The organism is Dysgonomonas termitidis, assembly GCF_054657735.1.
Genome location: NZ_BAAHYD010000002.1, coordinates 2,782,186 through 2,806,817, shown reverse-complemented (window position 1 = coordinate 2,806,817; position 24,632 = coordinate 2,782,186). Strand labels below are relative to the sequence as shown.

22 protein-coding genes are annotated in these 24,632 nt (G+C 37.7%); 12 read left to right on the top strand and 10 right to left on the bottom strand.

What is annotated here, in order from left to right; all coding sequences use genetic code 11:
• The first annotated feature begins 270 nt into the window (after positions 1–270).
• From ACYQ3L_RS15760 to ACYQ3L_RS15730, 7 genes are all read left to right on the top strand, one after another.
• The gene (locus ACYQ3L_RS15760; protein WP_380001321.1) at positions 271–1,443 is read left to right on the top strand and encodes a hypothetical protein; all 1,173 of its coding nucleotides are present in this window, start codon (positions 271–273) and stop codon (positions 1,441–1,443) included.
• A gap of 77 nt (positions 1,444–1,520) precedes the next feature.
• Complete coding sequence (locus ACYQ3L_RS15755) at positions 1,521–3,932, top strand: TonB-dependent receptor (RefSeq protein WP_380001323.1); 2,412 nt, start codon at positions 1,521–1,523, stop codon at positions 3,930–3,932.
• 8 nt (positions 3,933–3,940) lie between these two features.
• Positions 3,941–5,257 carry a DUF4374 domain-containing protein gene (locus tag ACYQ3L_RS15750; protein ID WP_380001325.1) on the top strand — a complete coding sequence of 439 codons (1,317 nt, stop codon included), beginning with the start codon at positions 3,941–3,943 and terminating at the stop codon, positions 5,255–5,257.
• Positions 5,258–5,324: 67 nt separating this feature from the next.
• A complete protein-coding gene (locus ACYQ3L_RS15745; RefSeq protein WP_380001327.1) occupies positions 5,325–9,605 on the top strand; it encodes a cobaltochelatase subunit CobN in 4,281 nt (1,426 codons plus the stop codon).
• Positions 9,606–9,656: 51 nt separating this feature from the next.
• Positions 9,657–10,352 carry a hypothetical protein gene (locus ACYQ3L_RS15740; RefSeq protein ID WP_380001329.1) on the top strand — a complete coding sequence of 232 codons (696 nt, stop codon included), beginning with the start codon at positions 9,657–9,659 and terminating at the stop codon, positions 10,350–10,352.
• A 22-nt stretch (positions 10,353–10,374) separates the two neighbouring features.
• On the top strand, positions 10,375–10,971 hold the full coding sequence (locus ACYQ3L_RS15735) for a MotA/TolQ/ExbB proton channel family protein (RefSeq protein WP_380001331.1): 597 nt from the start codon (positions 10,375–10,377) through the stop codon (positions 10,969–10,971).
• A gap of 1 nt (position 10,972) precedes the next feature.
• Positions 10,973–11,305: a DUF2149 domain-containing protein gene (locus tag ACYQ3L_RS15730; RefSeq protein WP_380001333.1), complete on the top strand. Its 333-nt coding sequence runs from the start codon at positions 10,973–10,975 to the stop codon at positions 11,303–11,305.
• A gap of 669 nt (positions 11,306–11,974) precedes the next feature.
• Here the strand turns inward: ACYQ3L_RS15730 and ACYQ3L_RS15725 are convergent.
• A complete protein-coding gene (locus ACYQ3L_RS15725) occupies positions 11,975–12,652 on the bottom strand; it encodes a response regulator transcription factor (RefSeq protein ID WP_380001335.1) in 678 nt (225 codons plus the stop codon).
• Positions 12,653–12,656: 4 nt separating this feature from the next.
• A complete protein-coding gene (locus ACYQ3L_RS15720; RefSeq protein ID WP_380001337.1) occupies positions 12,657–14,111 on the bottom strand; it encodes a sensor histidine kinase in 1,455 nt (484 codons plus the stop codon).
• Between the two features lie 179 nt (positions 14,112–14,290).
• On the opposite strand from ACYQ3L_RS15720, the gene ACYQ3L_RS15715 reads away from it, so the two are divergent.
• The 5 genes from ACYQ3L_RS15715 to ACYQ3L_RS15695 all read left to right on the top strand — a co-directional run bounded on the left by ACYQ3L_RS15715 (position 14,291) and on the right by ACYQ3L_RS15695 (position 19,066).
• Complete coding sequence (locus tag ACYQ3L_RS15715) at positions 14,291–15,550, top strand: hypothetical protein (RefSeq protein WP_459952441.1); 1,260 nt, start codon at positions 14,291–14,293, stop codon at positions 15,548–15,550.
• Between the two features lie 384 nt (positions 15,551–15,934).
• Entirely contained in the window at positions 15,935–16,807 is an 873-nt protein-coding gene (locus tag ACYQ3L_RS15710) for a helix-turn-helix domain-containing protein (protein WP_380001341.1), read from the top strand.
• Positions 16,808–16,884: 77 nt separating this feature from the next.
• A complete protein-coding gene (locus tag ACYQ3L_RS15705; protein WP_380001343.1) occupies positions 16,885–17,445 on the top strand; it encodes a sugar O-acetyltransferase in 561 nt (186 codons plus the stop codon).
• Positions 17,446–17,456: 11 nt separating this feature from the next.
• On the top strand, positions 17,457–17,951 hold the full coding sequence (locus ACYQ3L_RS15700) for a cyclophilin-like fold protein (RefSeq protein WP_380001345.1): 495 nt from the start codon (positions 17,457–17,459) through the stop codon (positions 17,949–17,951).
• Positions 17,952–18,097: 146 nt separating this feature from the next.
• Positions 18,098–19,066, top strand: a complete 969-nt coding sequence (locus ACYQ3L_RS15695) for an alpha/beta hydrolase (RefSeq protein WP_380001421.1) — start codon at positions 18,098–18,100, stop codon at positions 19,064–19,066.
• A gap of 58 nt (positions 19,067–19,124) precedes the next feature.
• On the opposite strand, the gene ACYQ3L_RS15690 is transcribed toward ACYQ3L_RS15695, so the two are convergent.
• From ACYQ3L_RS15690 to ACYQ3L_RS15655, 8 genes are all read right to left on the bottom strand, one after another.
• Positions 19,125–20,024 (bottom strand): helix-turn-helix domain-containing protein, encoded by a 900-nt coding sequence (locus ACYQ3L_RS15690; RefSeq protein ID WP_380001347.1) that lies wholly within the window; start codon positions 20,022–20,024, stop codon positions 19,125–19,127.
• Positions 20,025–20,213: 189 nt separating this feature from the next.
• Positions 20,214–20,540: a helix-turn-helix domain-containing protein gene (locus tag ACYQ3L_RS15685; protein ID WP_380001349.1), complete on the bottom strand. Its 327-nt coding sequence runs from the start codon at positions 20,538–20,540 to the stop codon at positions 20,214–20,216.
• Between the two features lie 260 nt (positions 20,541–20,800).
• The gene (locus tag ACYQ3L_RS15680) at positions 20,801–21,631 is read right to left on the bottom strand and encodes an RteC domain-containing protein (RefSeq protein ID WP_380001351.1); all 831 of its coding nucleotides are present in this window, start codon (positions 21,629–21,631) and stop codon (positions 20,801–20,803) included.
• Positions 21,632–21,664: 33 nt separating this feature from the next.
• On the bottom strand, positions 21,665–21,982 hold the full coding sequence (locus ACYQ3L_RS15675) for a helix-turn-helix domain-containing protein (RefSeq protein WP_380001353.1): 318 nt from the start codon (positions 21,980–21,982) through the stop codon (positions 21,665–21,667).
• 109 nt (positions 21,983–22,091) lie between these two features.
• Positions 22,092–22,460: a hypothetical protein gene (locus tag ACYQ3L_RS15670; protein ID WP_380001355.1), complete on the bottom strand. Its 369-nt coding sequence runs from the start codon at positions 22,458–22,460 to the stop codon at positions 22,092–22,094.
• A 2-nt stretch (positions 22,461–22,462) separates the two neighbouring features.
• Positions 22,463–23,392: a hypothetical protein gene (locus tag ACYQ3L_RS15665; protein WP_380001357.1), complete on the bottom strand. Its 930-nt coding sequence runs from the start codon at positions 23,390–23,392 to the stop codon at positions 22,463–22,465.
• Positions 23,389–23,886 (bottom strand): GNAT family N-acetyltransferase, encoded by a 498-nt coding sequence (locus ACYQ3L_RS15660; protein ID WP_380001359.1) that lies wholly within the window; start codon positions 23,884–23,886, stop codon positions 23,389–23,391. The genes ACYQ3L_RS15665 and ACYQ3L_RS15660 overlap by 4 nt, the downstream gene beginning before the upstream one ends.
• A 76-nt stretch (positions 23,887–23,962) precedes the next feature.
• Positions 23,963–24,499, bottom strand: coding sequence for a dihydrofolate reductase family protein (locus tag ACYQ3L_RS15655; protein WP_380001361.1), 537 nt, complete (start codon positions 24,497–24,499; stop codon positions 23,963–23,965).
• Positions 24,500–24,632: the final 133 nt, after the last annotated feature.

The following is a 24,632-nucleotide window of genomic DNA, read 5'->3' as shown; positions in this document are numbered from 1 at the left end:
ATGTGTATGTATTATCTTTTTAAGGCAAGATACTCAAAACACTATTTTCTTATAAAAGTTAATAAAATATAATTTAAATAGTGATAATACAATACCGTAACATATGTGACATTTTCTTTATTTTATTTTTACATTAGACTGTTTTATAACTATATAAAGTAATCATAAATCATTAGTTTCTTATTAAAAAACCCTAATTTTTAGGTATTGTTACTCACTCATGCATCGAATACCTTTGCAAAACATTAAATTATATTAATCAATAAACATATGAAAAATATTAAAGTTGTACTGCTTGCTCTATGCAGTATATTATTTTTGAATTCTTGCAGTAGTGATGATGATAATGATAATAATCCGGTAATACCGACCGAAAGTATAAAGTTGGAAGGAAAATGGATTATTAAAGAAATAAACTTCAAGTCGAATGTTAAAGCATGGAAAAACGAAACATTCACTGATGTAATGGATGTTTTCGGCTGGGCTCCTTATATGTTCGAAAGTGCTTCGGGTGTTGAGTTTACGAACGAGGATTACACAGACTCTCAGACACAGAAATCGGGAAAAGTATTTAAGTTAATAACCGGCAGCTCATATGGAGGCTCAGGAAAGGTATATTGGATATGGAATCAGAGTGAAGACGGAAAAGCGTTTGAAGTCGTTCAGTTTAACAGCCAGATGCCTCCCTATGACTTTTCAATGTCCAAAACTTCTTCTTTAGAAGAAACTACTCTCGATGGTAAACGTGTGCTTATTTTCACAACAACATTGATAAGTATCGATCAGGATAGAATGGACGAATCTTCAAACCCGATGACTCGTCCTAAAGTGGCAGCAACAGCAACATTCACGCTAGTGGAGACCAGCGGGGAAATAGATACGGAAGTATCTCCCAATCTGAAATTGAACGGTGCAGCGTTTAAACTGCCGGAACAAATTTATCCTACTGTGGTAACAAAAGCAAATCTGGCAGGCACTGCATGGATGCTGAAAATAGGATCGAAAATATATGATCCGGGATTTGCTACCCAGAATCCGGTATTGGAATTTGCTAAACTTATCACTCTCTATTTCGAAGATGAGAGTGTACTTAAATTCAGATATTCATTTCCAATGGGTATTGTGAGTACAAAGGAAACGACCTGGCAATATGATAATGCAACATACATTGTAAGTTATGCCAAAGGAGAAGGAGCAATGGAAAGCTCTGTGATGAAATTTGTATGGAAAGCTTCATATCAGATAACTGACGATGTGAAATCACTCATACTGGAATTACAAGAAGTGATAAATAATGCCGGGCAGGAAGCTGAAACCAAACTAGATCTAAGTACAGTAAGCGCTGATATTCTGAAAAGAGAATTTACTTCTGTATCTGCTGACGATGTAAGCGATAATAGTACTACTGTAAAAAAGGACAATTATACGATTTTCACTAAATAATGTAGATAGTATCTAAATCAGAGTAGGGAAGGAGTAAACGGAGAAACTCCTTCTTTTACTTTATTTATTTAAACGAGATGAAATATATACTAATCTGTATATTAATAATATCGCTTTGCCCATACCAATCTTATTCTCAAAATAAAAAGTATAGTATTTCCGGGTGTGTATACGTTGACAATACAGTTCGGGAAAATATAGAGATAATAATTGAAGAATTGGATACTCGGGCTTTTACTGATGTTAAGGGTAGATATACAATCAACAATTTACCGTCAGGTACCTATGTTCTGTACGCGCTACATCAGGATGGATATGTTGAAATAAAGTCTGTCGACCTCAAAGCATCTACTGATACATTGGATTTCCATATAAAAACTTCAGCCATAGAGCTCAAAGAAGTAACTATAAGTGCCAGCAGAAAGATTGATGAACTCAGATTGAATCCCATCAAGGCAGAAGTGATCGATGTAACTCACTTTCACGAAAAGGCTACAAATATTCAAAATTTGCTGAATGTAAGCCCGGGCGTGCGTTTGCGTAATACGGGGGCATTAGGAGCAAGTAATGAGGTTATAATAAACGGATTTAGCGGCAGATCTATCAAACTGATGCGGGACGGTATTCCCTTGGATTATCTCGGTTCAAGTTTCGGTATAACCAAAATTCCGGTCAATTCTGTCGAACGTATGGAGGTTTATAAAGGTGTATTACCGACAGAAATAGGGATAGATGCTTTAGGGGGAGCTATAAATCTGGTAAGCCGTAAGTTATACGATTCAGAGATTCAAGTATCATTCGAAAGAGGGTCTTTCAATACGAACATAGCGACTATTAACGGATTCCGGCGGTTGAATAGAAATATATCAGTAGGTTTGTATGCCTTCGGAAATTATTCCGATAACGATTACAAGGTAAAAAATCTGCCTTATTATGAAGAAGAAACAGGACGTAATACATACATAGAAGCCCGTTTATTCCACAATAAATTTAAGCAATATTTTGTAGAAGGGTATGTAAACTTCGACAATCTGTCGTGGGCAGACCTTTTGCAGTTCAGAGTAACCAGCTTTGCCCTGCATCAGGATATGCAAAACGATTTTACCACCCGTGACAGGGCTTTTGGTGCGGTCTATCGTACCGAAAAAGCTATTGCCATACCTTCTGTTACTTACCGGAAATCTTTTATGGACAACAAGTTGAATACTACTCAGTTTCTTGTTTATAGTAAGATCGACAACCTGTTTGTAGATACACTTAAGAATACATATTACGACTGGAAAGGAGAGGCGCATTCTTCCACTTCGGCTTCGGAAATAGGGAGTGTTTATACATCTGCTCCGGGGAAAAACGGGCTTGAGTCCGATTATCAGAATATGATATATCGTGGATTATTGTCTTACCATATCACCCCGTCCCATATACTTACCGCTAATGTAGTTGATAACTATTTCATCAACAAGAAAGATGATGAGGTCAATCCTTTAGAAAAAAAACGCATTACGTATAATCGTCTGATTGTAGGGGTAGGGTATAATGCCGGATTGTTTGACAACAAGTTGAATACGATTGTACAAATGAAGTCCCTGTTCTATCAGACTAAAGGCAAAGAATCGGTATACAGTTCGTCCGAATTGGTAAATGAAGACAGATCCATCTCTAAACAAGGGCTTAGTTTCTCTCTGGCAGTAAAGTATAATATACTGAATAACCTCCTGATACGCGCGTCATATGAAAACACCTACCGGTTACCCGACCAGATGGAAATCTTCGGGGATAATACTTTTATCATTTCCAATCTCGATTTATCACCTGAGAAAAGTAATAATTTCAATTTAGGACTAAAGCTGCATAAGCCGGCAAAATACAATTTTGAAATAAATACTTATTTCAGGAATACAACAGACCTGATAAAACTCAAGGAAATCAACCAATATCAGGGTTTGTTCCTCAATCTGGAGAAAGTAAAAGGGTATGGGATTGAACTCGACGGATATTATACCTTTTTCGATAAGTTCAGACTGACGGGGAATCTTACTTATAACGAGTTCAGATACAATGGCTCGCTCGACGAAAATGCAAATAATGTGCATTTTAAAGATGCCCGTATCAGCAATATGCCTTTCTATTATGGGAATCTGGGTGTAGAATATACTTTCAATAATGTATTGGGTAAGAATAATATACTTCGTACCTACTGGAATTATTCATATGTACATCAATATTATCTGGATTATATAGAGAAACAGTACGAACCTGATGGTTTCTTAGGCCTTTTTGGGAAATCGAAAATTTCCACAGACCGTGTTATCCCTCAACAACAGCTTCACACAGCAGGAACTTCTTTCGATATGAAGACATATAAGGAAAGCAGGTTGACATTGGGATTGGAAGTACGTAATATTTTTGATAAAGACATCTATAATAATTTCAAAATGCAGAATCCCGGACGTAGTTTCTGGGCTAAAGCGGTTTATCTCTTCAAATAGATTCGATTATGAAGACTTTAAAATATTTCTGTTTTATAATTCTCAGCTCTCTTTTTATACAATCGTGCGAAGTTGAGAATCTTGAAAATGACAATACACCCCGTCTGGACTTCACCTCTAATAATTATGTGCTGGCTGTAGAGGAGGCGTCCAACTCGGATATAACACGATTTTTCACATTTGAAATGAATCAGGTGAAGAATAATACTGAGCCATACGAATTATTGTCGGAAGAATCTTTGTTTACAAATTCAGATCCGTCTACCTCAGCCGGACATCAATCTATCGGAAAATATTTCTTTGCTATGGCAAAGGATAAAAAGGGAATGTCGTCCACCCCCGGTATATATCGCTTAAGCCTCAATATGAGTAATCGGGTATTTATAAACGAGAGTCTCAATCTGAGAAAAAATAACTTGTTCCCGTCCCGTAAACTATGTATTGTTGACCGTAACCTCGGGTTTTATTATAACGAAGGCTTGTCCCCGCAGAGCATATACATGTTCAATCCGTACACAATGAATACTACCGGGTCAATCGATCTGAAGGACGCGATAATGAACTTCCGTCCCGATGCTAAATGGCTCGACGAAAGCGGTAATAATATGGTGCGTACGGGTTCATTGGTATTAGACGAAAAAGAAGGAAAGTTATATGTAAGCGTAGTATTTCTGGAAACAGTGGGTTTTAATATTATAGCCGACAATGAAACGAATTTCTATCTGGCCATAATAGATATAGAGACAAAACAGGTGGAGAAAATCATCAATTATCCCAATACCCGTACAGTCGGTTTCTTTGTTTCGGAAAACAATCCTACAACTAAGACCGAGTCGGGTGATATGTATCTCTGTTCGTGGGGATGGAACCAATTTGGTACGCCTACCGAATCTAAAATATTCAGAATAGAAAGAGGAGAAACGGATTTTGACAAGACGTGGGAATTTAACGTAGATAAATATTTTGGAAAGGGACGTATTGCTCAGTCTATTATCAGCTATAACAATAGAATATACCTGCATATATCCACTATCAAATATACATTTTCGGATAGTGATTCGGAAGGGAGTAAGATAGAGATGGAATATTATGAACTAAATCCCCAGGATATGTCTATCCGCAAGTTAGACATTCCGGCATCTAACCCGTCTGCACGGATGAACGTATTCAGTATTGCAGATGATAAACTCTATATATGTGTACCCAACAGCAGTACGGACAAGATCAACGGGATATATTCAATAAACAGAGATGGCACAATAGCTAAAGAAATACTTCTGCAAAACAAGTATAGACCAGTCAGGCTATATAAACTGACTAACTAAAAGCCGTCTTATTGACGGAAGATGCTATAAGAAAAATCACTAAAACCAGTAATAACGAATTATTTCAATGAAATCGAAAAAGAAATACATAATAATTGCCTTATCTGCCCTGTTAGTTATTATATCGGGTTGGATTATCTGGCAGAGAACGGCCTCTCCGACGAGAATAGCTCTTCTCAATTTCCAGCCTTTTCAGGTATCGAATATTTCCTTATCCAATGAGGACAAATTTATAAAGTATAAAATTGTCTCCGTAGACGATCTGGGCAAACTGACTAATTATGATTTTGTCTTAGGTTTTGGAATGGGACTGAAAGTCTCTGAAGAACAAAGAAATCAAATACAATTGGCAGCGGACAAAGGAACACCGGTCTATATGTTTGCTGTTACTAATCCGGAAAATAATATCTGCAATCTGGATAGTACAGACCTCAAACAGATATCCGGATATCTCGAGAATGCAAATAAGCCTAATTACCAGAATATGGCACGCTACATCCGTCAGAATATAGACAAAAAGACCTTTTTTGTCACAGGGGCGCAGCCTGTAATAGAAAGTGTATCCGATGCGTTCTTCCATCTCGATGAAAATATTGCTTTCACAGACGTAAAGGAATATGAATCTTATTTAAAGAAACAAGGTTTTTATAGGGAAGGCTCAGGTAAAGTTGCTATTGTTGCAGGGATACACGATCCTTTCAGTGGAAATAAAGAACATCTGGACAGCCTGATTGTATCCTTGCAAAACTCAGGGCTGAATGTGTATCCTATATCTTCGATGACAAAACGCATCGAATTTCTGGAGCAGATAAACCCGTCAGCTGTTGTTTATTTCCCGCACGGGCGCCTTTTGATGGGACAGGCAGACGCAGCAATTGATTGGTTGAAAGCACATAATATCCCTATATTTACACCGCTCACCATTCTCCAGTTGAAAGAAAACTGGATGAAAGACCCGATGGGGATGTTCGGCGGATTTATGGGGCAAAGTCTGGTTATGCCGGAACTGGACGGCTCAATTTATCCATACTCATTAGTCGCTCAGGAAAAGAACAATGATGGTTTATATGTGTTCAGGACAATACCTGACAGGCTTAAAAGTTTTACGACCATAGTGAATAACCTGATTACACTCAAACACAAAAAGAATGCAGATAAGAAGGTTGCCATATATTATTTTAAAGGAGCAGGACAGGAAACATTAGCTGCCCAGGGGCTGGAAACAGTTCTGTCTCTCTATAATCTATTGAAACGGTTGAAGTCCGAGGGATATAAAGTCGACAATCTTCCTGCAACCGAAAAAGAATTTGAAAAACTCTTGATGACACAAGGCTCTGTTTTGAGCACTTATGCAGAAGGTGCTTTCGATGATTATCTTAAAAACGGCAATCCGGAGCTGATAAAAAAACAAGACTATGAAGCATGGATACATCGATCTTTATCGCCGGAACTGTATAAAGAGGTAACGGATACCTACGGAGAAGCTCCCGGTGCATATATGAGCATGATAAAAAACGATGGAGCGTATCTTGCTGTAGCCCGCATTCAGTTAGGAAATATTGTTTTACTTCCTCAACCAATGGCCGCTTTAGGCGATGATAGCTTTGCCATCGTACATGGGACAAAATCACCTCCGCCACATACCTATATTGGTTCGTATCTATGGACACAATATGGATTTAAAGCAGATGCCTTAATTCACTTTGGAACGCATGGCAGCCTTGAGTTCACACCTCAGAAGCAAGTGGCCTTGAGTAGTAACGACTGGCCCGACCGTTTGATAGGCACTCTCCCTCATTTCTATTACTATACCATAGGGAATATAGGTGAAAGCATGATGGCTAAACGCCGATCTTATGCAACAACGGTCTCTTACCTTACTCCGGCTTTCATGGAAAGCGATACACGCTCGCAATTCAAAGTATTGGAAAACAAAATACGCGAATATTATAAAACAGAGGAGCCTAAACAACCTCAGGCATCCCTTCAGGTAAAAAAGATTGCTGTAGACATGGGAATTCACCGGGACTTGCGTTTAGATAGTATTCTCACAAAACCCTATACTACTGAGGACATAGAGCGTATAGAGAATTATGCGGAAGAAATAGCCAATGAAAAAATGAACGGGCAACTCTATACTTCGGGTATACCGTACACTGCCGAAAAAATAAAATCTACGGTATTGGCGATGAGCGCCGACCCGATAGCTTACAGCCTGGCTGCTTTGGACCGGCAACGGGGAAAGGTATCCGAAAAACAATTGAAAAACAAATCATTTTTCACGCGGTCTTACCTCGATCCTGCAAAAAGTTTGGTGAATCAGGTATTGAATGGAAAAGTTGTGAGTAATGAACTGATCTGTGGTATAGCAAATATAAATCAATCTGATCTGGAGAAATCAAAAGAGATTCTGTCTCCACCCAAACGGGGCATGGCAGCTGCAATGGCTGCGATGAACAGTGATAGTCCGGGATCTCAGTCAAAAGCACCATCTTCGGGAGGCCATCCTTCGTGGATACCAAAAGTTGGGAAACGCCCGGATAGCTCCAAAAGGGAAGAAGGGACTAAGCCTACTAAGGTTGATCCGGCGGCGATGGGAAAACCATCCGCAAAAGGTGGAAAATCTGAAATGTCGAAAGCCCCTGAATATACAAAGGCTCAAAAAGAAGAGGCACGGGCAATCGTTGAAATAGAACGTACTATAAATAATATAGTATATTATAAACAGGCATTGGAAGATAGTCCGGAACAAGAGTTCAAATCTATATTAAATGCTTTAGCTGGTGGTTATATCGCTCCATCTTCGGGAGGAGACGCTGTTGCAAACCCTATGGCGGTACCGACAGGTCACAATCTGTATTCGATAAATGCTGAATCCACACCGTCCGAATTAGCTTGGGACAGGGGTGTGTCTTTAGTAAATACGACACTGGAGCAATATAAAAAACAGCATGGAGAATACCCCCGTAAGGTTAGTTATACATTCTGGAGCAGTGAATTTATAGAAAGTGAAGGAACAACAATAGCTCAGGTATTATATATGCTGGGTGTTGAGCCGGTACGTGATACATACGGCAGGGTTTCCGACCTGCGCCTTATTCCGGTTGAGACACTGGGGCGTCCACGTATAGATGTTGTGGTTCAGACATCCGGACAATTCCGGGATTTGGCGGCATCACGTTTGATACTGATATCGAAAGCTGTGGAAATGGCAGCAACGGCAAAAGATGAAAAATATGAAAACCTTGTACATCAAAGTACGGTTGAGATAGAACGTCAGTTGGTTGAGCAAGGAATATCACCTAAAGATGCCCGTGCAATGTCTACTCAACGGATATTCGGAGGAATAAACGGAATGTACGGAACAGGTATTCAGGAAATGATAACCGGCAGCGACAAATGGGAATCGGAAAAAGAAATAGCCGATACATATATCAATAATATGGGAGCAGCATATGGAAGCGATAAGAATTGGGGAGAGTTTCAGACAGGGCTTCTACGTACAGTACTTCATAACACGGATGTGGTTGTGCAGCCACGGCAGAATAATACATGGGGAGCTTTAAGCCTGGATCATGTATATGAATTTATGGGCGGTATGAATCTGGCTATACGGAATGTTACGGGTAAAGATCCCGATGCATATTTTGCTGATTACCGAAACCGTAATAATGCTAAGATGCAGGATCTGAAAGAGGCCATCGGAGTGGAATCCCGCACTACAGTTTTAAATCCGGCGTATGTGAAAGAAGTAATGAAAGGTGGTGCGGCAAGTGCGTCTCAGATTACAGAAGTAGTAACAAATACTTTTGGCTGGAATGTTGCTAAACCCGATGTTATTGATAACGAACTGTGGGATCAGTTATATGATATGTACGTAAAAGATTCTCAAAATCTGGGAACTAAAGATTTCTTCAAACAGACAAATCCCGAGGCTTTGCAAGAGATCACAGCCATTATGATGGAGACTGCCCGCAAAGGAATGTGGAAGGCTACAGATGCTCAATTGGCGGATATTGCGAGCTTGCATACCGGCCTGGTTAAAGAATTTGGTTCTTCGGGCGCAGGTTTTGCCGGAGGGAATGCCAAGTTGCAGGATTTCATTTCGAAAAAAGTATCGACAGAAGAAGCAAAAGTGTATAATCGGCAGATACAACAAATGAAGACTGCTGCACCTTCATCCGACATCGCACAAAATGGCATGGTATTGAAAAAAGACCAAGTAGGAACGACTATACCGGAAGAGTCAAAAACCTCCCTGAACGGGCTTATTATTGCAGGAGTAGTACTTGTCGTATTTTTTATCCTGTTATTTATACTAAAGAAGAAACGGAAAAGTAATGATTAATCTTAATCGGGTAGGGAGATATATTTCCCTGCCTGATTTGACAATAATTATATGGAGCTTATTATTCAGATATTAATGCTGTTTATTATTATCAACTGCATACTGAAACTCAGTTTCTGGAAGTGGTGGCAGGCTGCTATATTCAGCATTGTTTGTGCAGTTTTCCTCCTTTGGGCGGAACAATATGCTATCTTACAGTCAAAGACTCAGATAAATGATTATTTGATGAACCGCGAGGCCTTACAGGATGCTGCTGTACTGGTTACTATCGAATCTGTAATCTGCTTTGCTTTTTGCTTCGCGGCACTCCGGAATTTATTCGGGAGAAGGATAAAACGATGGTTATTGCCTCTGTACTGGTATCCCAGCCTACTTCTGTTCCCGGTGCTTTTTTATATACTCACTCAGAGTATTTTTAGCCTTTCAGGAACAGATTTTGATACAGTCTCTTATATAATGGCAGGAACGGTATTAGTTATTCTTCCTATGGCTGCTTACGGAATAAGATATATGTTCCCGGAAAAAGAATTAAGACTGGAGGTGCATTTTCTGGTAAGCCTTTTTGTGGCAATTCTGGGACTATTGACGACAGTCAACGGGAATGTCACCTATGCGGTAGCTGAAGAGCCTGTTAACTTCAAAGCATTGGGGTTATCACTGGCCCTTTTTGCCATTGCTTTCCTTATCGGATATGTATGGAACAAAATCCGGTGGCGAATTATGCAAAGAAAACAAATGAAAAAATAATTTATATAAACAGAATCAACCAATGGAAATTATTTCTAAAGTACTCTTCTGGGTCGCAAATAGTTTATTAATACCGGATATCATTATTTTACTCTGTCTATTTGCCAGAGGATTATTACTGGTCGGGAGCTTTTACAATCAATATATGACCAAACGAAAAAACGATAAGGTGCTCAATGATCAGATAAAAAGATTAAACCTTTCATCTGTAGATGAACTTAAATCTTTATTGCCTCAAAATGATAATTCTTTATTCATTAAATATCTGAGAGATCTGCTAACGACTCCTGCCAGTGATGCATATTCCGACTATTTAATCTCTAATTTTGAAAATGAGGCGGAAAAAGATGCATCACTATCAAAACTTTTAGCAAAAATGGGACCTGTGCTTGGACTTATCGGAACCCTTATTGCTATGAGTCCGGCTTTGGTAGGGCTATCTACAGGAGATATCGCAGGAATGGCTTATAATATGCAGGTTGTATTTGCTACAACAGTAGTCGGGCTGGTAGTATCTGCCATCGGATTGGTAACATTGCAGTTCAAACAACGCTGGTACGCCAAAGATGTGAATAACCTGGATTATGTATCACGTGTATTAACTCAAAAAGAAGGATAATATGAGAAGACAACGCCGGGTCAGCAGATTTGCCAAAGAAGAGGATACCGATCCGCTAAGTGTTATCGTAAACCTTTTCGATGTAGCAATGGTATTTGCTGTTGCTCTCATGGTGGCAATGGTCATGCACATGAATATGACGGAAGTATTTACTCAGGAAGATTATACAATAGTAAAAAATCCGGGCAAAGAAAACATGGAAATTATAACCAAAGAAGGAAATAAAATAAATAAATATACTCCTTCGAAGGAACAGTCGTCCGGCTCTAAGGGACGTAAGGTAGGAATAGCCTACGAGCTGGAAAATGGAGAAATAATTTATGTTCCGGAATAATTACCTTGTTCTCTTTCGAAAAGGGACAGGGGCTAAAGGGCCACCTAGAAAGGTTATTAACGCACTTAGTTATTGCTTGAGTAACGGAAGTACAACTATAGAGGATAAAATCAATATAGATGGCTATTAAAGAGAGATGATTTTATTGAAAAAATCTAGATATGTTCTTTTTACTATCCTTTTCGCACTTTTTTCGGTCATCCTAATAATTTCATCATGAGAATTGACAAATAGCCAATCATGTAAATCAAGTGTTTTAGTGCTTTAAAATACCCTAAAAAGTAATATGCTTCATTCGTTCCCTTTTTTATTATATAACTCTGCCAAATGTGGAGGCAAAAGTCAATATCACGTATTGTCGGGAGAAAGGCATACCTATTACAGGATAACCTATAATGTCCCGTCCTAAAATAGGTTGACACAAAAAACTTATTTATGGATAAAGAATTGAATTCAAGTTATGTAAAGCGTAGTCTAAAAGATTATAGTATGTCTTTCAAACTAGAGGTGGTCAGGGAAGTAGAAACAGGAGAGCTTTCTGCTACAGCGGCCACAAATTACCTGCAGCTGTTGTGGGGCAATTAAGGTAACGTGCACGGCAATCGTAGTTGCAAACACGAAAGTATTCAAGGATATTGAACCGGAAGGATTTTATCCGTTTACTTTAAGTTATGATATTCTGAGTACATATCCTCTTTTATTTAATGAAATAATGGATATGGAACTATCTGCTTCCAGTATTTTTCTCAAATAAGTAATCTGGACATTTAGTGATAATGAATTGGAATTATTACTACATCCCCAAATATTTTCAAGAATATAATCCCTGTCTACAACAGAGTTAAGATGCCGGACCAATATTTTAAGTATATCTGATTGTCTCGCAGATATATTTTGAGAAACACCTGAAAAATTAATATTACAAAGAGAATAATTAAAGGCCGTATTTCCGACTTGATATATTTCTTCCTCACAGTTTGATAATCCATCAAACCGTTCTCTTATCTTAGCTATCAATTCTTCCGGATAAAACGGTTTGGGTATATAGTCATTCCCTTTCAGTCCGAAACCTTTCAGGCGGTCTGACTTTTCCGTCCGGTCCGTCAGAAAGAAGATAATAACTTTTTTGTCGCATTTCCGTATTTTATGAGCAAGTTCAAAACCATCCATTTCAGGCATATTAATATCTAATAATACCAAATCAGGTTTAAGTGATGCAAATAATCCCCAAGCCACCTTCCCATTATTGGCATAAGTTATTTCATATGATTCTTCCTCCAAGAACCGCTTTAGAAACATGGAATTCTTTAAATCATCATCCACCAATAATATTTTTCGTACTCTCATTTTATTATTTTTTGGGTATCTCAATGATAAATTTACTACCGCTTGCCAATGTGCTTTCTAAAGATATTTTTCCTTTGTGGGCAATAACCAATAGTTTAACGTAACTTAGTCCCAATCCTATTCCGGGAATGTTTTTGTTTATAATGTTTGAACTCCGGAAAAACTTATCAAAAACGAAAGGACATTCAGCCAGTGAAATTCCAAAACCATTATCTGAAACTTCTATTATATACTTATTATCTATTGAATGGCCGTCAATCAGAATAGATGTTTCTCCTTCCGAATACTTAACAGCGTTTTCCAATAAATTGCATATAATATTAATTACATGCATTCTATCCGCTGTGATTTCAACATTATCATTGTCAAAACAGGCTGTGATGGTAATTTGTCTATCAACAGGAAGATTTTGTTTTTCAATACATTCTTCTATTAGTCTTTTTATGTTGAAGGTTGATAAATTCAGAGGTATTTCTTCCATATCTCCATACGTTAAATCCCTTAATTTAGAGAAGTAAGAAGACAGATTATCCAACTCGTTTTGCGAACTGTGAATAATATCGTCTTTCATCGTTTTATCCTGCATCATTTTATCATTTTTCATGAAAGAGATACACATTTTCAATGTAGCAACCGGTCTTTTTAACTCGTGAATCATTGTCTTGATAAAATCTTTTCTCAATTCATCAATCCGTTGCTGCTTAATAATTGTCCGTATCTGATATATCAGGCAAAATGCGAGTAATAAAGAAATGAGTATTGAACATAAGAGAGATTTGAGCATCTTTCCAAGTATCGGCGATCCCCCCAATTTATAGGTTATTCGAACCTGCTCTTTCTGCAAAATATTAAAGGGATAAGTAACTTCCATTGTTGGATTCCATATTGAGGTATGGCTTATCTTATGTGGATTCCAGACCATTGAATCTGTAACTTCAGTCTTTATAGATAGAGCTTTGATTCCTTGCGTCAAGAGCAAGGAATCAAAACGCTCTGTATTAAAAGGACATAGTTTGTTTATATGAAATCGTTCCAACGCATCATAGACATCATATTCACGATTAGGGATTTTAATATCAAATCTGTATTTCTCAATGTCTTTACTTACCTCAGATAGAGAATCTATTTGCTGTAATGACATAGAATTATAATGTTCAATCTCTCTTGTATCAATAATATATGTATCAAAAACCCACTCCAATTCGGGATTAAATGTTGAGACATTATTTTGTGTAGCCTCCATTTTCCACCAGGTCATTATCTTAAATCCCTCATCATGTAGTTCTTTTCTTAAATTCCTATCCATCTGACCTACATGAATGGTTTTTTCAAATAACTCTCCTTCATATTGCACCAAAGTATAGGTATACTGATTAAACAACCAATAACCTTGTATCACCACCAATGCCGCCAATGCGATGATTGTCAGCCAGTAGATTATTTTAATTCGTGTTTCCATTCTCTCCGTTATTTAGGTCAAAATTATGAAAATTACTTGTATTGGATAGTGATTATCAGGCAAAACCCTGACAGCGTAATAAATTAATAATAATTCGGTAATGCTTCAATAATAATTATATGAAAATAGGAGAATACCGGTATGTATTTTTGCGAATAAGAAATTTAAAACAAAGAAATATGAAGAATTTGAATGTACTGCTTACTGTATTATTTCTGCAATTATTGGCTTATAACGCTTATGGGCAGCAATCCTCTTGCGGAGAAACAATGGAAGAAAGCTTACAACAAACAGCCGAAATACTGAATAGGCCGGAGTCGAAAGAATTATGGGGTATTTCGCTGAATGCACCCGTTATAATCATCGACCACTTCAACAATAAGATGTTTTTTACGGCCATTGAAAATGGCGTGATGCAAACCGTCAAAGAAGAGCAATGGGATAACAAAGTCCCCTTAGCCAATAGTTTCTTTGAATATGATGGTAAAAAATATATTACCATTATTCATGCAACCCTAATGAATACTCCATGCGAACAGCGGGTAAATTTATTAACTCACGAAATATTCCATTTACATCAAAACAGCTTGGGTATAGAGAATCAATTATCTGCAAACTATCATATGGATGAAGCAGAGGGTAGGGCATTACTTCAAATTGAGATGGGAAATCTTCAAAGGGCATTGGATGGTGACGCTCAAAGCCTATATGATGCGTTATATATTCGGGCCTATCGTCAAAGCCTATATCCAAATAACAATGAGGATTTATATGAATTAAATGAAGGATTGGCAGAATATACCGGAGTGAAGCTATCTACTACCAATATGCGGGAATATGTCAAAAGCCGCTTAAACTATGATATTTCAAAAGGGTATGCGAATGCGTTCGGTTACTTTACAGGCTCCGCTTATGCTGATATATTGGATGAGTTATACCCTGAATGGAAACGTGATAAGGATTTAGGCTATGGTATGATTTATTTGATAAAAAAGACAAGTCCGCAACATGCTTTTGTAATTGATGATGTTTATCTGGAAAAACTACTTGACAAATATAATTATGACAAGATTTTATCTGAAGAAAAAGAGGAACTAAAATCCTTTGGAGATATTGCTCAATTTGAAGAATTACTTAAACCTGGCACAAGAAAATTATTGATTACAAATAGCAAAATTAATTTCACCTATAATCCTCATGACCGGGTAATTACAATAGGTGATGCTGTATTATTACGAAATATGACACTTACAGGGGAATGGGGGCAAATCAACGTTAAAAAAGGCATTGTTCGCCTAAATAATTGGTCTGCATTCTATCTTCTTCCCCCGAAAAGGATAGCAGAAAACATTGTTGAAGGAGACGATTATAAGATTCAAATAAATCAAGGATGGAAAGCTATTGAAAAAGGTGGAATTTACACAATGGTAAAAGAATAAACCAAAGGCTTGTTGCCACCTGCCGATATGGGCAAAGTAAGAGCAGAGTGTAATAAACATCCTGCCTTCGTCACTTATTCAATCATTTGCGTAAATTTGAATAACGTTGGATAATTTTAAGTTTTACCTAAAAACAACCTCAACCCCGATGACAAAACACCCATTATGGGGATAATCAAAGCTAAAGCCGAATGGTACAGCATAGGAACTTTTACTTATCCATACCTTTGAAAAGATAACAGAGCTGGCAACAGAGTATAAGGAATCGTGAGACAATCCGATACTGCCGACTTATAGAATGTGTGATACGACGAATAGGATTCATCTCCCTTTCGAAAAAAACGGAAAATGAATTAATAGATTTGAATTTCTTATCTTTGTATTATGAAGAAAGAACGTTCAATATCCGAATTTAATACTGAACTCAAGCTAAAAGGGTTCAAGGCATTTCAAATTGAAGACGACAGTAATGCCACGCGCACTTACAGTCGTAAAGAATTCTATAAGATTTGTCTTACTACCGGTAAAAGCATCATTCACTATGCCGACAGGAGCTTTGAGCAGGAAGGTACAATTCTGTTTTTTGGCAATCCACATATTCCTTATTCATGGGAAACAATATCAAGAACATATATTGGTTATACTTGTCTTTTCTCTGAAGACTTTTTAAAACAATCCGATCGTTCGGAGAGCTTGCTTCAATCACCATTCTTTAAAATTGACGGAACACCTGTTTTAGAAATATCCGAAGAACAAAGATTGTTCCTCAATACTCTTTTTCAAAAAATGATTGAAGAGCAGGAAAACGATTATACCTTTAAAGATGAACTTATCCGAAACTATATCAGCCTGATTATTCATGAAGCATTGAAATTGCAACCCTCAGAACATTATCATCAGGCAAAAAAAGCAACCGCAAGAATTACCTCCGTATTTCTTGAACTGTTAGAAAGACAATTCCCCATCGAAACCTCCGACCATCCTTTGCAACTGAAAACGGCACAGAATTACGCACGCTATCTCAATGTTCACACCAATTACCTGAATCGGGCAGTGAAGGAAATTACAGGAAAATCAACAACTTCACATATCACCGAACGCATTATTGCCGAAGCAAAAGCCCTCTTGCTGCATACGGATTGGAATATTGCGGAAATCGCTTATGCTCTCGGTTTTGAATATCCTACCTACTTCAACAACTTCTTTAAAAAGCAAACAGGCACTAATCCGAAGTCACTCCGCGAATCAATGGTTTGAATTTCTTAATTATTGGTTTGAATATCGTTAACAGGTAAAGCCGATAAATCCTGAACTTTGTATCAAAAAATACAGAGATGGATAAAGTAGATATTTTTGAACGGCTTAGAGACGGAGAAACTATCTTGTCCGACGATCCTCAGCGATATAAAATGCGAGAAGCTTCATACCGTACTAAAATGTTGCTGACGCAAATGAACAATTCTGCTGATCCGGCAGAAATAAGGAATCTGTTAAGCCTAATTACAGACAGCGGAATTCACGAAAGCGTTGCCGTATTTACCCCTTTGTATATCAATTACGGAAAGCATACCACAATAGGTAAAAATGTATTTATCAATTTCAACTGCACTTTGCTGGACTTGGGCGGCATCACCATCGAAGACAACGTACTGATAGGTCCCAACGTCAGCATATTATCCGAAGGGCATCCCGTTGGGCCGGAAGAACGGCATTCACTCAAACCCAAATCCATTCATATCAAGAATAACGCTTGGATTGGCGCAGGAGCAACCATTCTGCAAGGGGTAATAATCGGAGAAAACGCTATTGTAGCCGCAGGAGCAGTTGTATCTAAAGATGTTCCCGATAATGTGATTGTCGGCGGTATTCCTGCTAAAATCATCAATACAATTTAAACAGAACAATTATGAAAAAGCTTATAATAATAATTTCCTCTTTGATGGTAATAACAGGACTTTCAGCCTGTGATACCGATGAGATAAGAAGTCCCGAACCACTTCAGCAACCGGAGAACACGGGCAACGATAATGAAAACGAAAATCCGCAAGAGAATATGAAAATGAAAATAACGATAGGCTCAACCGCATTTACCGCTACCCTTGAAAGTAATGCAACGGCGACCGCTTTCAAGAAACTGTTACCCATAACAATCACAATGTCCGAGTTAAACAATAATGAAAAGTATTATAGCCTGCCAAACAGCTTACCCACCAATCCTATTAATCCGAAAACGATACAAAACGGCGATTTAATGCTGTACGGCTCGCAAACATTGGTATTGTTCTACAAAAGTTTTTCTACATCGTACAGCTATACCCGATTGGGAAAAGTAGATGATACAACAGGCTTAGCCTCCGCATCAGGTTCGGAAAATATCACCGTAATTTTTGAAATGGAATAAAAAAAGAATCATATATAACAGATAAATAGTTACAGAAAATGAAGAAAATAATACTCATGGCTTTGCTCGTAATAGGAACAATCACAGCAGAAGCAACAAACGGAACAACCGTATTAACCGAAAATAATCAAGCAAACGATAAAAATATGAAAAAGTCAAAATTAATACCTGAATGGGACAAAGTATTTCCCAAAAGCGATAAAGTCGATCATCGCAAAGTAACCTTCCGCAACCGCTACGGTATCACCCTTGCTGCCGATATGTATATACCTAAAAATCCAACCGGAAAATTGGCAGCTATTGCCGTGAGTGGACCTTTCGGCGCAGTAAAAGAACAATCATCGGGACTCTATGCACAGACAATGGCCGAACGTGGTTTCCTGACTATTGCTTTTGACCCCTCATATACAGGTGATAGTGGCGGTGAACCCCGCTATGTAGCTTCACCCGACATTAATACGGAGGATTTCAGTGCTGCCGTCGATTTCCTTTCCACACGTGATGATGTAGACCCTGAACGGATCGGAATCATCGGTATTTGTGGCTGGAGTGGTCTGGCTATCAACGCAGCCGCTATGGACACCCGGATTAAAGCAACTGCCACATCTACCATGTATGATATGAGCCGTGTAAATGCCAATGGTTATTTTGATTCTATGGATGCGGACGCACGTTATAAACTCCGTGAGCAACTGAATACCCAGCGCACAATCGACTCAAAAAACGGCACATATACACTTGCCGGAGGCGTTATTGATCCGTTACCGGACGATGCTCCTTGGTTCGTGAAAGATTACCACAGTTACTACAAAACTGAACGAGGCTATCACGAGCGTTCACTCAATTCGAATGGTGGTTGGAATATAACATCGTCTCTTTCGTTTATCAATATGCCGCAACTTGCCTATGCCGACGAAATCCGCAATGCAGTACTCATTATTCACGGTGAAAAAGCACATTCCCGCTATTTCAGTGAAGATGCTTTCAAAAAGTTAAAAGGCGATAATAAGGAACTGATGATTATTCCCAATGCTACTCATGTGGATTTATATGACCGTATGGATATTATACCATTTGACAAACTGGAATCTTTCTTTAAGGAATATTTGAAATAGAGTGGATATAAACATACGATATATAACGAGAGAATTTTTACGGATTCTCTCGTTTTTATTAATTCATCAACCGATAATCACTTGGCGAACTACCCACAATCTTCTTAAACATCCGGCTGAAATGATGCGGATATTTAAACCCTAATTCATAAGCAATTTCATTTACCGACTTATCCGGGTGGTACAGTTTATCCTTTGCCTTTTCAATAACCTTTATCTGGATATACTCCTGAGCCGATTTACCTGTTTCTTTTTTGATTAAATCCCCGAAATAATTGGCTGACAAATGAAGTTCATCTGCAAAATACTGCACCGAAGGTAAACCGATTGTTTGCGGTTTATCCGATTCAAAGTAACCGTTAAGCAGTTCCTCGAACCGGGACAATACATCTTTATTTATATTTTCACGGGTAATGAATTGGCGGTCATAAAAGCGCAGGCAATGATTAAGAAAAACCTCAATATTCGCCGTAATGATGGCTTTACTGTGTTTATCAACAGAATGACTCAATTCGTCTTTTATTTCCTGAAAACAATTTATGATAATCTGCCGTTCACGTTCCGACATATGCAACGATTCATTCGATTCGTAAGAGAAAAACGAATAATCATTCATTTTCTGTCCGAGCAGTGTACCCCGAAGCAAATCGGGATGAAAACACAACCCCCAGCCCTGCATTTTGAAAGTTTCGCCCGTATCATCTTTTCCGGCCACTTGTCCCGGAGCAATAAACACAAGCGTTCCTTCCTGATAGTCGTATGTATGGCGGCCATAAATCAAATCGCCGCATTTTACATCTTTCAGGAAAATAAAATAGAAACCATATCTTTTACGGATATGATGAAATTCTTTTGTGACTGTGGAAAAGTCGATAGAACTTACCAAAGGGTGCAGCGTTTCTATTCCCAGAAAGGTGTTATAATCGTGTATCGTATCAAAATTCAATATTTCGCTCATAATTTCTGATTTTATGTATAACAAATATATAAAAAGCCGAAAGCGATCAAATTTATTTGAATTGCTGAGGCGCATCCTATATTCTGTAAAAATAAGGCTTCTTGTTTGAAATCTACCATTCCACGCTGTAAATCAGTAATTCACGACAGTACAGGGTTCTAAACATCAAATAATCAAAAAAATGAAAAATTAACCGGATGGTTCAAGTTCTGTTTCACTGTTATTGTCGCCATCAGTAAAATGGTCGCGTATGAATTTTTCTACGTTTTTTTCCGTATAAAATATTTTATGGTGGATGGTTATATAGGTCAGTTCTCCCGCAGAGCGGTAGCGTTGCAGTGTCCGTTTACTTACATTCAGCAGTTGGCACAAGTCCTGATTATCCAAAAGCCGTTCGCCGTTCAATACATTATGCCGTCCGCTCATTATATCCATGAATTTATCCAATCGGTCGAAACGTCCCATGAATTGCTCTAACCATTCTTGCATGAAATCTCTTATATTATCATCTTCCATTATGCTTCGTATCTTATTGATTCACTGCAAAGTTCGGGGGATTTCTGATAGTCGCTAACGAGGTTGGTATGACTTTTTTTGAAAGTTTTTCCCAAATTATTTATTTACAGTGCATTACAAACGCATTTTTCTCTGAAAAGCGACAAGAAAAAAATCGGAAAAGGTCGGTATAATGTGGTTTATAAGCCAAAACACCCGATTTTGACCTAAATTAGCATCAAAATCGGGTGTTTTACAGAAAATACCGACATCGGTATTAGCTACTTTCTTCCCATACGCCGCAATAGAGCGTTTTTTAGTTTATCAAGAAATGGTGTCGGGCTATTTCGTATTTTCAGGTCATCGAAACTTCGCGACAGGTTGCGGTCTAACTGAATGTTGAATACATTTTGAATATAGTCGAATAGTTGTGTGAGTGGTACTTTCCCGAATGTTCCTGCACTATCCCATGAGAAAATTTGTTCCTGCAATTCCGCTTTACTTCCCAGCCATGTTATTTTGCTGGCAGGAAAACCGTTGGTGAAAATTTTAATCCCATTGTCTGTTAGTAGCTCTATTTCATCCATTAAATAAGCGGAAAGCATATCATTCGCTAAAATTTTTGCGACCTTAAAATCGCAGTTGGTGGAAAAATTCTGGTCAAATTCGTGGCGAAATGTTTCCAAATATTGTTCTGCATTTGTTTGACCGCGCAGAAAATAGAGTGAATCCAAATGAGATGAACTTGAACGGTAGTAACGTATAAAATCGAGCCGCTTGCAGTTATACCTGTTTATATCATTTAGTATTTCACTTAGGTATTCCCTTTGTTTGTCACTACCGGTAGGGCGGTTCATTTCAATGTTGTAAACCTTTCGATAGTATATCAAACGGGAACAAAATCTGGGCTTTGCATCTTTAAAAAAGAATATTTCTTCTTCCTCGTCTTTGAATTTGTATGACAGAATAAATGCTTTCAGTTGATTGAATGCTTCGGTAAGGATATAGGAAGCCTCCAAAGACTTTGTAATCATGCTGATTTCCGAGCGTTCTATTTGCTCAATCTTTGCATCTATTTCTTTTTTAGACGGGAAGTAAATTGAAGCATACACTTGTTTTACCTTTTAACTCAAATATTTTTATCTCTATAATTCTGACGGGTTTTTATGTGTCAAATCTTTGGCTTCTTTCACAAAATGAGAAAAATCGGTATAGCCTAATTCCTCATACAAATCATAACCACTTTTAGAACGATAACTTCTTAATGCAACCTTAAAACGTAAGGCTCTAAAGCACTGCTTGGGAGATATCCCTAAAACTTCTCTAAAATATCTGTTAAGTGTGGCAGTTGAAACGCCAACCTGTTTACTTACTACATTCGCTTTATATTCACAATTATTATTAATATAATAAATTGCTTTTGATACGATTTTAAGTTTATGGTCTGCATCAAAGTTTTTCAAGCAATCTAAAATAAATTCTTCCGCAAAACGGACACGTTCATCAAAGGATTTTTTTAGTTTTAATTGATCTATAACCTCCTGCTTAATGTATTTTTGCAGGGGTAAATGGCTATCGACAAGTAACTGAATCTCGCCAGCGAAATAAGAGTAAAACTCCAGGCTTAAATTTTATAGCAAACTCATGCGTTCCGGGAGCATATATTATAGCGATTGCTTCCGTTAAACTGCCAGAAATTCTGTTGCCTGTTGTTTCAATTATACCATATTCACGGTGTACTTTAAATGTTTGGCTACTATCAGATAGAAAAATTGAAACTGATATATTAGCATTAGGCAAAGCCACAAGTGAAAGCGGAGTTATAGAGTTGTTAGGAGTACATATTTCAAAATAATACTCTACAACATCCTTTAATTCAAAGCAGGGATATTTAATCGCTACTTTTTCCTCATCTTCAAATATGACTTTACCCTTTACCATGTTTATTTAGTCAAATGATATAATACCTGAATGCCAAGACCAAATGTCATCATTCGCTCCTTTTTGTTAGTTAGAAGCTGTTGCGTCCAGTCAAGTAGCCCACCGTCAGCAATTTCAATAGTATTGCCGCCAATCACTATTTGCTGTTTTATCCTGAAACCTTGATAATAGTTATTATCATGTTGTGGCTTAACAGCCGCAACTTCAAGACTACTTTTTTCCCGGACATACGATATTGTTTCCGTTATAAGCGGGCTTTGACAGTCATAGCCTTTGCACGGAATAATCTCATAATATATTTTATCCACTCCGAAACTTTTACATATTTCATACGATGTAGTCAGATGTTTTAATAGTTCTTCTTTTTCAAAAGTGAAACTACCAGTATCTCTACCGCATGAAATCAAAGCAAGAACAATAAAATGAGGCGTGAAATTAGGATTATCAAAAACTTGTGTCCTTATTACCCGTGAAATGTTACTGTAATTGTAGGTTTTGTTATCTAATTCTCCTTTTTTCTTTAATGCCGCATAATGTAATGCTATTGCGTTAGTTGGGTCGGCCTGTACTTCCGTATTTCTCAAAGCGGTAAGGACTTTCTTTTGATCTACCGTTGCTATAACACTACTTGTCCCAAGCTGTGCAACAGGGGAAAGTTCTACGGGTTTAAATCCTTTGCTTGCTATTAATTTATAAGTCCGCAATTCATTTTCTTTGTAGTCCAAAACATCTTCTAACGGGGCGGGTTTAACAAGTTTGTTGCTCTCGTATTTCTGTAATAAAGACGAGGGTGTTTCCTGCTGAACACGCCTGTTAAAAACATCCAGTAAAACCGTGTTTAACTCTGACCCACTTAATTCGTCGGCAAGTATTTTGTCTATATCCTGCAAATCCAATTTGCTGATAATATGAGCGCCTATGTCTTTTTTCATTGCTTCCTAATACTATATAAATGTTCGTCAAATATTTTGCCTTCTTTCATTATCGAGGACTTAATAATGGCCTCTTTTTCAAAGCCTACTTTTTCCAAAACTTTCATTGAGCCTATATTGTACTCGCAAATATTCGCATAAACCCGCAACAAATTAAGTTCCTCAAAGGCAAATTTTAAGCATTGCCTTACTACATCGGTCGCATATCCTCTGCCCCAATAAGGCTCTCCAATCCAATATCCTATTTCTGCATTAATACGATATACATCATTTTGCGGAATCAGGCTGCAACAGCCGACGAACGTATCATTGTCATATATACCAAAAACGTGTCCTAATACGCCATTTGCGGCTAATTCAAGATAAGTAACAGCATCTTCAACCGTATAAGGATATGGAAAAGCATCCCGTAGATTTACAGCGATTGCATGATTATTTGCTAATTTTTGTATTTCTTCGGGTGTAGCTGTGTTTACATTCCTTAACTGTATCATTTTAATATATTTATATTTTCTGCAAAGTTACCTCAACCTGATAAATGAATCGGTGTAAAAATGAATCAAATTAACATCAACAAGTCTTATTTATTATATAATCCACCTTTAGAACACCTGAATTGTAGGCCGTGCTTCCTATATATTTCCATGTAGACTCTATGTGATTACTTGGAAATAAAGGGATACCTTTCCCTAAAATTATAGGAAAATAACATATCTGTATTTCATCAATTAATTTAGCAGTAAGTAGTGCCGAAGTCAATTCACCACCTCCGACTAACCAAATGTCTTTCCCTTCCTGATTACGTAGTTCGGAAATCGTCTCAATAATATTTTCTGTGATGAAATGCATATTTTCCTTTGCTTCCCATTTGTGGTGGGAAATAACATAAGCTATTTGTTCTGAATACGGCCAAATTACATCCATATTCAATATTTCTCGATAAGTACGTCCGCCCATAATAACGGTATCGATCGATGCTAATAGCTCTTTGTAGCCATAATCTGTCTTTTCGGAATTTGGAAATCCAGTAAGCCATTCTAATCCGCCATCCGGCTCTGCAATACGTTGATCGAGCGATGCAGCAATGTAAAGGATAATCTTTTTCATGTTTCAAAAATTTAATTGTTCATACCATTGCTCGCTGTACCTCAAAAAAGAAGCGTGGACACGCATTGTTCCATTGCGAGGCACTGGTATGCCCTTAGAAGAAACAAGCAGCCCACGCTATACGTTTGTATAG

What these genes read in the sequence shown, in the direction of transcription:
- ACYQ3L_RS15755 (WP_380001323.1), top strand. Translation starts at nt 1,521, where the DNA reads ATGAAATATATACTAATCTGTATATTAATAATATCGCTTTGCCCATAC.
- ACYQ3L_RS15700 (WP_380001345.1), top strand. Translation starts at nt 17,457, where the DNA reads ATGAAAAAGCTTATAATAATAATTTCCTCTTTGATGGTAATAACAGGA.
- ACYQ3L_RS15740 (WP_380001329.1), top strand. Translation starts at nt 9,657, where the DNA reads ATGGAGCTTATTATTCAGATATTAATGCTGTTTATTATTATCAACTGC.
- ACYQ3L_RS15690 (WP_380001347.1), bottom strand. Translation starts at nt 20,024, where the DNA reads ATGAGCGAAATATTGAATTTTGATACGATACACGATTATAACACCTTT.
- ACYQ3L_RS15725 (WP_380001335.1), bottom strand. Translation starts at nt 12,652, where the DNA reads ATGAGAGTACGAAAAATATTATTGGTGGATGATGATTTAAAGAATTCC.
- ACYQ3L_RS15670 (WP_380001355.1), bottom strand. Translation starts at nt 22,460, where the DNA reads ATGGTAAAGGGTAAAGTCATATTTGAAGATGAGGAAAAAGTAGCGATT.
- ACYQ3L_RS15750 (WP_380001325.1), top strand. Translation starts at nt 3,941, where the DNA reads ATGAAGACTTTAAAATATTTCTGTTTTATAATTCTCAGCTCTCTTTTT.
- ACYQ3L_RS15760 (WP_380001321.1), top strand. Translation starts at nt 271, where the DNA reads ATGAAAAATATTAAAGTTGTACTGCTTGCTCTATGCAGTATATTATTT.
- ACYQ3L_RS15655 (WP_380001361.1), bottom strand. Translation starts at nt 24,499, where the DNA reads ATGAAAAAGATTATCCTTTACATTGCTGCATCGCTCGATCAACGTATT.
- ACYQ3L_RS15710 (WP_380001341.1), top strand. Translation starts at nt 15,935, where the DNA reads ATGAAGAAAGAACGTTCAATATCCGAATTTAATACTGAACTCAAGCTA.
- ACYQ3L_RS15695 (WP_380001421.1), top strand. Translation starts at nt 18,098, where the DNA reads ATGAAAAAGTCAAAATTAATACCTGAATGGGACAAAGTATTTCCCAAA.
- ACYQ3L_RS15705 (WP_380001343.1), top strand. Translation starts at nt 16,885, where the DNA reads ATGGATAAAGTAGATATTTTTGAACGGCTTAGAGACGGAGAAACTATC.
- ACYQ3L_RS15685 (WP_380001349.1), bottom strand. Translation starts at nt 20,540, where the DNA reads ATGGAAGATGATAATATAAGAGATTTCATGCAAGAATGGTTAGAGCAA.
- ACYQ3L_RS15720 (WP_380001337.1), bottom strand. Translation starts at nt 14,111, where the DNA reads ATGGAAACACGAATTAAAATAATCTACTGGCTGACAATCATCGCATTG.
- ACYQ3L_RS15660 (WP_380001359.1), bottom strand. Translation starts at nt 23,886, where the DNA reads ATGATACAGTTAAGGAATGTAAACACAGCTACACCCGAAGAAATACAA.
- ACYQ3L_RS15745 (WP_380001327.1), top strand. Translation starts at nt 5,325, where the DNA reads ATGAAATCGAAAAAGAAATACATAATAATTGCCTTATCTGCCCTGTTA.
- ACYQ3L_RS15730 (WP_380001333.1), top strand. Translation starts at nt 10,973, where the DNA reads ATGAGAAGACAACGCCGGGTCAGCAGATTTGCCAAAGAAGAGGATACC.
- ACYQ3L_RS15665 (WP_380001357.1), bottom strand. Translation starts at nt 23,392, where the DNA reads ATGAAAAAAGACATAGGCGCTCATATTATCAGCAAATTGGATTTGCAG.
- ACYQ3L_RS15735 (WP_380001331.1), top strand. Translation starts at nt 10,375, where the DNA reads ATGGAAATTATTTCTAAAGTACTCTTCTGGGTCGCAAATAGTTTATTA.
- ACYQ3L_RS15715 (WP_459952441.1), top strand. Translation starts at nt 14,291, where the DNA reads ATGAAGAATTTGAATGTACTGCTTACTGTATTATTTCTGCAATTATTG.